This is a genomic window from Neosynechococcus sphagnicola sy1 (assembly GCF_000775285.1).
GTDB lineage: Bacteria > Cyanobacteriota > Cyanobacteriia > Neosynechococcales > Neosynechococcaceae > Neosynechococcus > Neosynechococcus sphagnicola.
On sequence record NZ_JJML01000047.1, the window covers coordinates 12645 to 24466 of the forward strand.

7 protein-coding genes and 2 pseudogenes are annotated in these 11822 nt (G+C 53.7%); 2 read left to right on the plus strand and 7 right to left on the minus strand.

The window, feature by feature from the left end:
- Positions 1-141: 141 nt before the first annotated feature.
- Entirely contained in the window at positions 142-2052 is a 1911-nt protein-coding gene (locus DO97_RS16755; RefSeq protein WP_036535631.1) for a polysaccharide biosynthesis protein, read from the minus strand.
- Positions 2053-2104: 52 nt separating this feature from the next.
- The gene (locus DO97_RS16760) at positions 2105-2980 is read right to left on the minus strand and encodes a LysM peptidoglycan-binding domain-containing M23 family metallopeptidase (protein ID WP_036535633.1); all 876 of its coding nucleotides are present in this window, start codon (positions 2978-2980) and stop codon (positions 2105-2107) included.
- 42 nt (positions 2981-3022) lie between these two features.
- Here DO97_RS16760 and DO97_RS21420 point away from each other — a divergent pair, with 42 nt between their 5' ends.
- Positions 3023-3529 carry a hypothetical protein gene (locus DO97_RS21420; RefSeq protein WP_156120633.1) on the plus strand — a complete coding sequence of 169 codons (507 nt, stop codon included), beginning with the start codon at positions 3023-3025 and terminating at the stop codon, positions 3527-3529.
- A gap of 131 nt (positions 3530-3660) precedes the next feature.
- Here the strand turns inward: DO97_RS21420 and DO97_RS16770 are convergent, their stop codons facing one another.
- From DO97_RS16770 to prfC, 4 genes and pseudogenes are all read right to left on the minus strand, one after another.
- A complete protein-coding gene (locus tag DO97_RS16770; RefSeq protein ID WP_036535635.1) occupies positions 3661-4134 on the minus strand; it encodes an RNA recognition motif domain-containing protein in 474 nt (157 codons plus the stop codon).
- A 625-nt stretch (positions 4135-4759) separates the two neighbouring features.
- The gene (locus tag DO97_RS16780) at positions 4760-6382 is read right to left on the minus strand and encodes a M48 family metalloprotease (protein WP_081980816.1); all 1623 of its coding nucleotides are present in this window, start codon (positions 6380-6382) and stop codon (positions 4760-4762) included.
- Positions 6330-6950: a tetratricopeptide repeat protein gene (locus DO97_RS21425; RefSeq protein ID WP_052128885.1), complete on the minus strand. Its 621-nt coding sequence runs from the start codon at positions 6948-6950 to the stop codon at positions 6330-6332. Before DO97_RS21425 ends, DO97_RS16780 begins: the two co-directional genes overlap by 53 nt.
- 20 nt (positions 6951-6970) lie before the next feature.
- Positions 6971-8600: pseudogene (gene prfC / locus DO97_RS30350) on the minus strand (peptide chain release factor 3).
- Positions 8601-8776: 176 nt separating this feature from the next.
- On the opposite strand from prfC, the pseudogene DO97_RS16795 reads away from it, so the two are divergent.
- Positions 8777-9653 (plus strand): annotated as a pseudogene (locus DO97_RS16795) (phosphatidate cytidylyltransferase).
- A gap of 122 nt (positions 9654-9775) precedes the next feature.
- Here DO97_RS16795 and htpG read toward each other — a convergent pair.
- The gene (gene htpG, locus DO97_RS16800; RefSeq protein WP_072016487.1) at positions 9776-11764 is read right to left on the minus strand and encodes a molecular chaperone HtpG; all 1989 of its coding nucleotides are present in this window, start codon (positions 11762-11764) and stop codon (positions 9776-9778) included.
- Positions 11765-11822: the final 58 nt, after the last annotated feature.

Below are 11822 nucleotides of genomic sequence, written 5' to 3' on the forward strand. Positions count from 1 at the left end.
AAACAAAGGCTAAGAGATTGAAGATGGGGTCTCATCAGTTCCTGGATGGATGGCTCCGATGAGTAAGCCAGGTTTGGTCTCGGAGGGCGGTAAAGGGTATGGGAATAGTCAGGCAAAAGGTTTGAAGCGTGGTGCTCACGGTCACTCACTCCCACGGCACGTAGATTCAAGGCTGGCCGTGCAATGTTGTGCCAGTGCCCACAGTTTATCAGTCGAGAGTCCCCGGGCGATCGCCTCCGAGAGGGTCTGGGTGACCTCTGAAAGCACTGCTTCCGAGGAGAGTTGACCCGCAACAGCCACAATTTTGGGATGGGCGGTGGCGACAATTTTCTCGGTTGCCCCCACTAAAGACTCATGGAGTTTCTCACCGGGGCGCATTCCCGTGACCTGGATGGGAATATCCAAATCGGGGGTAAATCCTGCTAGTTGAATCATCTGATGGGCCAGTTCATAGATGTTCACAGGCTCTCCCATATCTAAAATCAAGGTCTGTCCAGACTGCCCCACCGCCAGACTTTGAATCACGAGTTGCGAGGCTTCTGGTGTGGTCATAAAGTAGCGGGTCATCCCTCGATCCGTCACGGTCACAGGCCCCCCCCTGGCAATTTGCTGCTCAAAGATCGGGACAACACTGCCGCGACTGCCAAGAACATTGCCAAACCGCACAATTAAGTAGCGAGTTTGACTTTTGGTAGCATACGCTTTCACCATCAGTTCTGCCAAGCGCTTACTCAAACCCATAAAACTGGTGGGGTCAATGGCTTTATCCGTGGAAATCATCACAAAGGTTTGGACGCCGCAGGCTGCCGCTAATTGGGCGAGATGGGCGGATGCCAAACTATTATTCTCAATTGCCTCCGTGGGGTTGCGCTGCATCAGGGGCACGTGCTTGTGAGCCGCAGCATGAAAAACAATATCAGGCTGCCAGACTTTGAAGATGTCTTGCATTCGCTGGCTGTGGCGAATATCGGCAATGATGGGCGTGGTCATCACCGTCGGGAAGTCTCGCCCCAACTCCTGCTGGATATTGAAAATACTATTCTCCCCTCGCCCCAACAACAACAACTGTTTAGGATCGAGGCGAACCAATTGGCGACAGATCTCGGAGCCAATGCTGCCCCCGGCTCCGGTGACTAGAATTGTGCGTTGATAGACTTGAGCCTTGGCGGAGGGGAAGTGAGGGGTAAAGGCAAGCGCCGGATCTAACTGAATTTCCGGACGTCCTAGAATATCTTGGATTTTGATTTCTCGAGCCTGGGGAATCAGCCGTTGACTCCCCAGAATTTCTGCTTGTCCCGGCAAGACCTTCAGTTTTAGCCCAGTACCTCGGGAGAGATTGACAATTTTGCGAATTTTGTCGGCACTGGCGGAGGGCATAGAAATCAACACTTGCTCGACCTTCAGGCGCTGGGCGATCGCAACCAGCTGCTGGGTTTGTCCCAACACGGGCTTCCCTTCGACTTTGCGACCCACCTTGGTGGCATCATCGTCAACAAATCCCACCACTTCCAGATGAAGTTGGGGGTTCTGCTGCACTTCTTTCACAATTTGAGCCCCTGCGAGACCCGCTCCGACTAAGAGCACCCGATGGCGTTCTCCTCCTGAGGCGCTCGATAGCTGTTCCAGTTGTTGTCGGCGAGACGACCCGCGACGGACATAGCGCAGGGTCACCATCCCTAAAAAACAGAGACTCCAGTCAATCACAGCCACGCTCAGGGGAATGCCCAGGGTGGTAGAAACAGCAGGTAACACCCCCCGTGTCACCACGAGCTGTGCCAGGGAGTACAGGCTAACCGCCTGGAGCAGGGAAATCGCATCTTTAAAATCAAACAAACGCCAGACCTGTTGGTACAGACCCAGACGACTTTGTAGCAACAAACGCCCTGGTACAGCAATTAGGGGTAAGAGCAATGCCAAGATGTCATGGGTGGGGGGGGTTACGCCTTCAAATCGCAACCAGAAGGCAGCACTACAGGCGAACCAGGCGACCAACCCATCTAAGCTCAACTGTCCCAGTCGATAGACAAATGGTGGGATCGCAGGCTTGGTCATCAATCTTTTACCGTCAGACTCAATCTCTATTCATGGTACTCATACCGCAGCCCTAATCTCGACGGCTGCCCAGATAAGGTTGGGGATCTGCTGCTACCCAGCCCAGGGTGGAGGCATGGCGCACTTCAAAGTGGAGGTGAGGTTCCACAAGACTCGGTGTCCCCGTGGTACCCACGGTTCCCAAGCGATCGCCTGCCTGAACCTGCTGCCCAGTTTTCACCGCCAGATGATCCAGCTGGGCATAGCGGGTTTGGAGTCCTCCCGGATGGTTGACAACCACCAGTTGACCATAGACTCCCTGGCTGCCTGCAAATGCCACCACACCTCGATCCACCGCCTGCACCGCAGCTCCCAGGGGGGCTGCCAGATCCCAGCCACTATGGAAAGCCACCTCTCCGGTGCGGGGAAACAGTTGCCAGCCATAGCCCATGAGCAAGGGGGCAGTAACTGCCAAGGGATAGGCGGGGAAACGTCGCGGGAGGGCTGTCGCTGGGGGCACCAATGGTTGAGCCGGGGATTGATTAGGTGACCAATTCACCCCTGGTACAAAGACCACCTGGGGATTCGGCTGGCAGCCATTGACCTCAAATAGGGTATCTGGACGTACCTGAAAGGCACGGGCGATCGCTTGCCAGGTCTGTCCAGGGGAAACTGCGACTCGGATGCCATTGTAGGGGGGAATCCAGATGTCTTGACCGGGGGTGACGCGACCCTGGCGCAGGGTTGGGTTCAACCCCATCAGCGTTGCTGGAATCAGATTATAGCGTTGGGCGATCGCAGCTAGGGTTTCTCCAGGAATGACCCGATGGCGGACAAATCTCTCTAGGGCGGGCAGTGGGCAATTGGGGGGAGACTGGGCAGCGGCGATTGGCAACGCCATCCCCGTTAAGAAGAACCCGACCCTGAAAAGCCAGTGGCGTGCAGTCATCTCTAGCAGTAGAGTAGTCCTAAAAACGTCTGGATGTCATTTATGCCATTGCTGAAAAAAGTTTCTCCTTGGCCGTCCTTAGGAATTCTCATGGCAACCTATAGTGCCTTTGGCTGGTATATCACCAACTTCGTCAATCACCTCAAACCAGCTCCGGAAGACCTCGATCCAGTTTTTAGCATCCTGGGCTGGACAATCCCTGTATCGACATTACCCTGGTTAATCTGGTCATCGGCCATTACGGGCACCTTGCTGTTGGCTGCCACTCTCACATCTCCCCTCGCCAATATGCGGGCACTGATCGCTCGTTCCTCCCAATCGGAAACCAGAGCCTTTATTTCAATGCTGATGGCTGCAGTGGGGCTGGTGTTTGTCTTAACCTGGATTCACATTACCGCCCATGTTTTGGTGATTGTGGCAGCAGCGATCCTCGCCCGCCTGGATATTGACCAGGGTGCAGACTTAACAAAATTGCAGGATTTCCTCATCCTAGGTGGTGTTTCTGTCACTGGCTTAGGCATGGGCTGGATCGGCTGCCAGCTCTTCTAGCTGCCAGCCTAGCTGGACACTCCAGAAACCGTCACAGCGCCCCTACAGTGGCAATCAGCGAGTTGAGAAGCTGAAATCAGCGTTTAACTGTGTCAATGCCCTACCGCCAATTGGCCGTGGGGCACTTTTGTTTAGGGATTCGTGGCTTGCGCTGCTAGCAGCTGCTTCAGCTTTTCTAGCTCCTGTGCCCAACGGGGATCGGGTTGGGTGGCCTCTGGATCTCCACTCGTACGGGTGGTTGTTCGTTGTTTGTTTGACTTTTGGGTATTTTTGCGCCGATTGCTCCGCTCCAGTGGAGGAGCAACGCTATCTTCTACCTCTGGGCTTCCCTGCAACTCTTCATCTGATTTGCCCTTGGCCCGTGGGAGTGCTTTCTCGATTTTCAGTGCATTCTCTTTAAAGAGGTAACCATTGAACTTTTCGATCAGCTCATCTGCCTGCTCAGGTGTTTTCACCGTCACGAAGCCAAAACCACGGCACTTCCCTGTTTTGCGGTCAGTGATCACCTTGGTAGACACAGAATCCCCAGCCTCTGCAAAGACAGATGCTAGTTCCTGACGGTCTAGTTCTTCAGGAAGATTGCCCACATAGAGACGGATGGACATACGAAAGATACCTCCAGATTCAGACACATTTGCTAAACAACACTGTTAACTTCCGGAATAGCAAAAAACTGGCTCAAGCAGGAACTCGCTTCCAGCTTGGCACAACTGCTTTTTACTTGGGAACTGACTGGGTACAACAACCACCCTAAAAAACTCAATATTTTCAGCTCTCTGGTCTGTGTCCAGTTGACAGCCAAGGGTGCAGGGGAGAGATCACAGATTTGGTCTTCGGACATAACTGGAGGCTTTTCGGAAAGGCTTACCAGGAGAGCTACCCCACTAGCTTGTACCCGGTAAGAACAAGCCACTTATATGAACAAGCCACTTATAAGGTTATCACAGCATTTGTTACAGATGGGGGATCTGTGTTGTTGGCGACGACTCTCATAGAAGCTGAAGATAGTTTAGTTGCAGTTCATTGAACGCCATCAAGACGGAGTCAAAAGATACACCTGTAGAGCTTTCAAACACTACAATTCATGCTAGATAAGAGCTTCCAAACCTTATTACTCTAGGCTGTGGGTCGATGCAGCTGATTTAAAGTCTATCTCTGTTCGGGTTCCTTGCAACAGCGGCCATCAAGATTGGGCAAGATCAAGGTACGCGGGAGCTAGGTTGCCTCTCCCTAAGCTATGGCAATCCAGTAAATCCCCACCAAGGCGGTTCCGGCGATTAATAAGGTCGACCAAAGGGGATGACCACTGCGCTCAAGCGGCTGGTTGGGACGTTGCCAACTGGCAACATCTACCCACGGGGTCGCCCCCCGACGAAACCAGCCTGTAACTTGAATGGATTGTCCAATTCCTAGCCTCTGAGGGCGCAGCCAGAGATTACCGCAGACCCCAAGACTAGATAGCCAGTGTAGTTTGACGAGGCCACTTTGGGTCTGCAAGATCAGGTCTTGGTTCAGCCAATTGCCGGTGCCGGGACGACCTAACAAGACACCATCTTGCCATTTGACGGCCAAACTATCGACAGGAAGGGCTAGGGGTTGGGAAAGTAGTTCTCGGAGCGAGGGCTCAGTCTGCAGGTTTCCGGGTTTGATATCGGGGAAGAAGGAATTCATCCGCACCAGAATGCCGAGGCTGACTCCAATCGATAGGCAGCCCTGGATCACGAGTTGATTGCCATAGAGCCAATCCAACAGCCCAAACCGAGTCAGGTAACTAATCGCGCCCACCAGCCAGAGACTGATGCCTAAACTCAAGCCCAGCAATAGACCCAGGTAGGGGGCACCCTGAAGCCAGAGGGGATGACGGAGATTCCAGAAGGGTAATCGGCCTCTAGAAGACACGGGAGTTGATATCTGAAATTCAGGGCAGATTTGCCACTGGTGCGCGTAGTTGATCAGGCGTTGGAGGCGATCGCCCAGGGAAGGATGGGGTTGATTCAGGGTTAACCAATGACGACCGAGATTTTGTGTGTCCCAGATAAAACAGGCAGTGGGGGTATCAGTACTCAAACTCCCGAGAGTGAGCGCCTGACGATGCCCGAGGGGCATGAGCAGATCAAAGCCCTCTAGGAGGTAACTGGTCTGTTGCTGCTGTTGAATATCAGTGGCAATGCCGATCGCGAGTTGGGAGAGGGCTCGAATCAGGGCGTTGGGGTTCCCGGTGATCGCGATGGCTTGGCGATCGCTGTAGGCCACCCGCAGGCGAGAGAGCCAGAGCACTGGCCAGCGCCACAGCCAGTAAACACCATAGGCGGCAGCAGCAATGATCCCCAAACTGCCTTGAAGGAAGGGATGCTGCCAGCGATCGCCCCAACGCGCCGCCTGCCAATAGAGGGTGTAGGGTATTTGCAGTACCAGAATGATCAGAGACATCACCCCCACATTCCAGTGGATCTGATGCCCAAGTTCATAGGCAAAAATCGCTGCCAGTTCCTCATCAGCGAGTTGCTCTAAAAGTCCCTGACTAACGACGATCCGGGCAGTGCGGGGGAGCCAGCCATAGGTGAAGGATAGGGGAGCCAAGGTCGGAAGAACGCCAAGCTGCGGCCAAGGCCAATTTCGTTGCCAGCACTGACGCTTCAGCAATTTCGCTACCCCAGGATGCTGCTGAGTCAGTTGCTCCATACTCAGAGGGTTTAAGCCATAACCCCACTGTAAGAGTTGCTGGAGTAGCCAGGGAGCCCCCCCCCCGAGGCAGACAAAAACGGCAATGACAAAGAGAGTGGGATCTGCATAAAGCCAGTCAAGGGGGTTGAGCACTGGAGCTATCCCCAACACCCAATTGAGGGCGAGCATTAAGGTCTGTAGGCTCCAGCGCACCCACCAGAACAGAGCCAGGATGGTTACCCCCTGTACTAGCCAAAGTTCCCAGAGAGGGGAAGACCTCAAGGGCGATCTCGGTTCCGGTGTCCGGGAGGGTGGTGGCTGGGAAGCAGGGCGGGGGGGTAACCGATGGGTCACTAGTGAAGGATTCCTGGGAGCTAGGTGATGCCGCTGGGGACGGCACGGCAGGAGCAGGGACGGATGCACCAGGTGATGGGGCAGCAGTCTCAGGGGAAGAGGATGGTGGTACTGCTGGGGTGAATTTAGCCAGGAGGCTGTTGAGGGTTTGCTGAGCCCAAGCCTCCACCGTTGGGGTGGGACTCTGGGTCAGTTCCCGACAGTAGTCAATGGCCTGCTGGGGCTGGGCAATTTTTTCGCAGGCAATTACCAATCCCACCAGTGCCTGCTGTCGAGGCTGGGAATGGATGTCTGGATACTGCTGGTAGACCAATTCCAAATAGGCGATCGCCGTCGGGTAATCCCCCAACTTCAAGGCAGTCAGACCATCGGATAACAGCGGGTCTGGGGAGGAATCGGCCATTGGCGTTAAGTTTGCAAGGGCTACAACAACGCTGGCTGGGAACCAGAGGCCACAGGGGCGATGGTATTCAGCTTTAGTTCAGGATGATCAGTCTGGATTTGCTGGCAGTTCCATTCATTGCGAAACAGCAGCACCGGGCGATTCCAGGCATCTTTCACCGTCAGGGTATTGAAGAGGCGACCCACCTGCTGGAGTGCCTCCCAACCGCCCTCTACCCAGCGCGCTAGGGTGAAAGGCAGCAACTCTAGTTGGGTTTCCACCCCATATTCATTCTGGAGACGGAACTGCACCACTTCAAACTGCAACTGCCCCACCGCTGCCAAAATGGGTTCTCGCTTGGCCTCATCGGCGGAATGCATAATTTGCACCGCCCCCTCTTCCTTTAGTTCTGAAACGCCTTTGTGGAATTGTTTGAACTTAGACGGGTTGGGGTTGCGCAGGTAGGCAAAGAGTTCTGGTGAAAAGCTAGGAATACCCTCATACTCAAGTTTTTGGCCATTATAGATCGTATCTCCAATGGCAAATACCCCTGGGTTATTGAGGCCAATCACATCCCCTGGATAGGCTTCTTCCAGGGATTCACGATCTTGGGCAAACAGCTTTTGGGGACGGGAGAGACGCACCGTTTTACCCGTGCGGGCATGGTTGACGTTCATGTCCTTCTCAAATTTGCCGGAGCACACCCGCACAAAGGCAATGCGATCGCGGTGCCTCGGGTCCATATTGGCTTGGAGCTTGAACACAAATCCCGAAAAGTCTGGGTGGGTCGGGGGGAATGTCACCCAGATTACTGCGGTGAGAACTGGGTTTGAGAGCACAGTCTAGAAACGAACGCAGGAAGAGTTCCACCCCAAAATTGGTCATGGCGCTGCCAAAAAACACGGGCGTCATTTGCCCCTGGTGAACCGGTGCTAAATCTAAGTCAGGCCCGGCTCCCTCCAATAACTCCAAATCGTCCTTTAATTGGTAGTAGAGGTCTTGCTCTAATAGGCGCTCAATCCGGGGGTCTCCTTGGTCGATCACCGTATCAATGGCTTCTCGCTTGCCATGGGCACTGCGTTCAAATAAATGGATCTGCTGGCGCTGGCGGTCATAGACCCCCTGGAAGCGATCGCCCATGCCAATCGGCCAATTGACCGCGTAGGTTTGCAAGCCTAGCTCTTGCTCAATTTCATCCAGCAGGGCGAGGGGTTCTCGTCCAGGACGGTCGAGCTTATTGATAAAGGTAAAAATTGGCAGCGATCGCAGGCGGCAGACCTCAAACAGTTTCCGGGTCTGGGGTTCTAAGCCCTTGGCTGCATCAATGAGCATCACCGCATTGTCTGCGGCTGCCAGCGTCCGGTAGGTATCCTCACTAAAGTCCTGGTGACCGGGGGTATCCAGTAGATTAATCTGACAGCCTCGATACTCAAACTGCAACACCGTTGAGGTGATGGAAATTCCCCGCTGCTGCTCCATCTCCATCCAGTCAGAGGTTGCATGGCGCTGAGCCCGACGCGCCTTCACGGCTCCCGCCTCATGAATGGCCCCTCCATAGAGCAGCAATTTCTCTGTCAGGGTTGTTTTCCCGGCATCTGGATGGGAGATGATGGCAAAATTTCGACGCCGCGCCACGGCTAGCTGGAGTTCAGTTTGCAGTTCATCAGACATGGATACGTCCCAATCCTTTCAGTGCCTTTTCCATGCTAGCAGGCTGCCAGAAATTGCTAAAACTAGGGAGGTTGGTGCCCTGGAATGCTGTCAAACCTTCAAAGGCGCTAGATAAAGGCAATACAACATTGCTCCCGAGTAAGTTGCTAGAGTGAGATAGTACTTAACCTTTCGCCATGTCCCGATCCCGGTTCCTCAGTGCAATTGTCGCGATCGCCCTCGCTTTGGGCATGATTGTATTGGGAGGCTGGTACTTTACCCTCTGCTTCGGCGTCATCATCTATTTGGGGCAACTGGAGTACTTTGAGCTTGCCCGCACCAACGGGGGTTGCCCCAGCGCGGAAAACCACCCTGGCGGTGAGTCAGGTGTTATTAGTCACGGCAACCTTTGCCCCTAACCTGGCGGATGCGGTCTTACCCGTTGCCGGTACCTTTATTTGCTTTTACCTCCTGTTTCAGCCCAAGCTGTCAACCATCGCCGATATTTCTACCTCGATTTTGGGACTATTCTATGGGGGCTATTTACCCAGTTACTGGGTGAGGCTGCGATCGCTGGGGAGTTTAGAAAGCAGCAACCTTCCCCTCGGCGGCTACTGGCCAGACTGGGCGCATTTAAACTGGCAGACCTTGCCCCAAGGTTTGAGCCATACCCTGCTGGCCTTTGGCTGCATTTGGGCTGCCGACATTGGAGCCTACCTGGTTGGGAAGTTCTTTGGCCGCACCCGGTTATCGAATATTAGTCCCAAGAAAACCGTCGAAGGTGCTGTTTTTGGAGTCGTGGGCAGCATCACCGTGGCCACCATTGGTGCCTGGTCCCTCCACTGGCCGTTTTGGCAGTTCACAGGGGTGGGGCTGGGGCTGGTAATCGGCATTGCCAGCCTCTTGGGTGATCTCACTGAGTCAATGATGAAACGGGATGCCGGAGTTAAGGATTCGGGGGATTTAATTCCCGGTCACGGCGGCATCCTCGATCGGGCAGATAGTTATGTGTTTACGGCTCCACTGGTCTACTATTTTGTTACCCTCCTGCTCCCCCTCTTACAGACTCAGTGATCTGTAAAGATATTTTTGAGGGGTTTCAGCCCCTCAAAAATATCCCCCTTGAAACCGCTTTACCCCTTCACTTAAGGTTGACAGGGTGCGATGGGGAGCGATAACCGCAGGCCCATTTAGCCTTAGCCAGCCGCTCGCTCCGTGAGGCGGGTCAGCACTTGATTGGAGCGTTCCACAAAGGTCTGCATGCCCTCGGCATCAAACCCTTTTTGGGCCATCAATGCCAAATCGTAAACGTGCTGGCAGATGAGATTTGCCAGTTCTCCCGAGGGAGACTCGCCACTTCCTTGAATGATGCCTCCCTGACTCAGACTGGTGAGATTTTGAATCAGGGGATGGGCCGTGTTGACCAGCAGGGTGTGTTCATCGGGGAATTGCGCCAGTTGCTCTTGACGCATTAGTGCCGTCATTTCCTGGAGCCGCCGCAGGGTTTCCGGTAGCAACACCATCGCTGGAGGAGTTCCTTGGGGATTATCCGACTTCAGGGCTTCGGTACGAATCGTCAGTTTCGGTTTGTTGAGGGCTTTCTGAAACAATTCCTGAATTTGTTCACTGCGGGTCTTGTTGGTTTTGGGGTCTACAATCTCCCCGGTCTTGTCTTTTTCAATCAGGGTGTCATCCAGATCGGCATCCACCCGCGAGAACTTGACATCGGTATACTCCCGCTCTAGGAAGCTGACGAAGTGGGTATCAATGAAAGCGTCCATAAATAGGACTTCAATACCCTGGTTCTTGTGTAATTGCACATAGGACGATTGATTCACCTCCTCAGTACAATAAAACACCCGATTCTCGTGGTGGGCTTTATTGCGCTCTAGGTATTCCTTGAGATTGGTATAGAACGGGCCACCGGAACTGGAGGCGGCTGGCGTCACGGTTTCCCAAGCATCGCCGCCTTCAGACTGCACTTCCACTGCTGGCATCTCCGCCGAGGACGTTGTCAGGTTGGCCGTCGTCCGGAAGATGATCAGATCTTCGACTTGCTTTTTAAATTTCTCGTCGTTGAGGGCCCCGAACTTGACAAACGTCCCCAGATCTTGCCAGGAGCGAATGAAGGCCTCTCGGTCGTCACGGTACAACTCTTTCAGGCGATCGCCGACTTTCTTGGCAATATAGTCTGCAATTCTGCGAACGGTGCGATCGTTTTGCAGAAAGCTGCGGGAGACATTCAGGGGGATATCCGTGCTGTCAATCACCCCTCGCATCGGCAGCAGGAACTTGGGCACCACCTCTTCACAGTGGTCGCTGACAAACACCTGATTACAGAACAGTTTGATCTGACTCTTGGTGACATCCACCTCAGGACGGAGTTTCGGGAAGTAAAGGATGCCGTTGACAATGAAGGGGTAGTCTGTGTTCAGATGCACCCACAACAGTGGGTCTTCCTGGAAGGGATAGAGATAGCGATAGAACTCTAAGTAGTCCTCGGAGGTGAGATTACTGGGGGCATCTTTCCAAGGGGCTTTCTGACGGTTGACCTGCTCGCCATCCAACTGGATGGGAACGGGCATGAAGTCACAATAAGTCTTGACCAACTGGCGAATCCGAGGGACTTCCAGGTATTCCAATTCCTCCTCTTGGAGGGTGAGGGTGACGGTGGTACCTCGGGTGGTGCGGGGCGAAGATTCTAATTGAAAGGCGGTGGAGCCATCGCAGCTCCAATGCACGGCCTCAGCGCCCTCACGGTAGGAGAGGGTATCGACTTCTACCCGACTGGACACCATGAAAGATGAGTAGAAACCCAACCCGAAGTGACCGATAATCTGCTGATCCTGGTTGGATTTATATTTCTGCACAAATTCTTCGGCACTGGAAAAGGCTACCTGGGTGATGTATTTCTTCACCTCCTCGGCGGTCATGCCAATGCCATTGTCGGAGATGGAAAGGGTTTTCTGCTCTTTATCCAGGGTGATCTGAATCGCAGGTTCCCCCAGATCTCCGGAAAACTCCCCGGCATGGGACACCATCTTCAATTTTTGAATTGCATCCACGGCATTGGAGATCAGCTCCCGCAAAAAGATCTCATGATCGGAGTAGAGCCATTTTTTGATGATCGGAAAGATATTCTCAGTATGGATACTGATATTGCCTGTTTCCAGAATCGTCGTCATGAATTCCAACCTGTGTTGTGAGTAGCGTTCTCTTGTTTGATTGTCATAGAAGCCTTTG

Coding starts and splice junctions, on each gene's coding strand:
- DO97_RS21425 (WP_052128885.1), bottom strand. CDS start 6,950: ATGGCCGATTCCTCCCCAGACCCGCTGTTATCCGATGGTCTGACTGCC.
- DO97_RS16760 (WP_036535633.1), bottom strand. CDS start 2,980: ATGACTGCACGCCACTGGCTTTTCAGGGTCGGGTTCTTCTTAACGGGG.
- DO97_RS16780 (WP_081980816.1), bottom strand. CDS start 6,382: ATGCTCGCCCTCAATTGGGTGTTGGGGATAGCTCCAGTGCTCAACCCC.
- DO97_RS16755 (WP_036535631.1), bottom strand. CDS start 2,052: ATGACCAAGCCTGCGATCCCACCATTTGTCTATCGACTGGGACAGTTG.
- htpG (WP_072016487.1), bottom strand. CDS start 11,764: ATGACGACGATTCTGGAAACAGGCAATATCAGTATCCATACTGAGAAT.
- DO97_RS16770 (WP_036535635.1), bottom strand. CDS start 4,134: ATGTCCATCCGTCTCTATGTGGGCAATCTTCCTGAAGAACTAGACCGT.
- DO97_RS21420 (WP_156120633.1), top strand. CDS start 3,023: ATGCCATTGCTGAAAAAAGTTTCTCCTTGGCCGTCCTTAGGAATTCTC.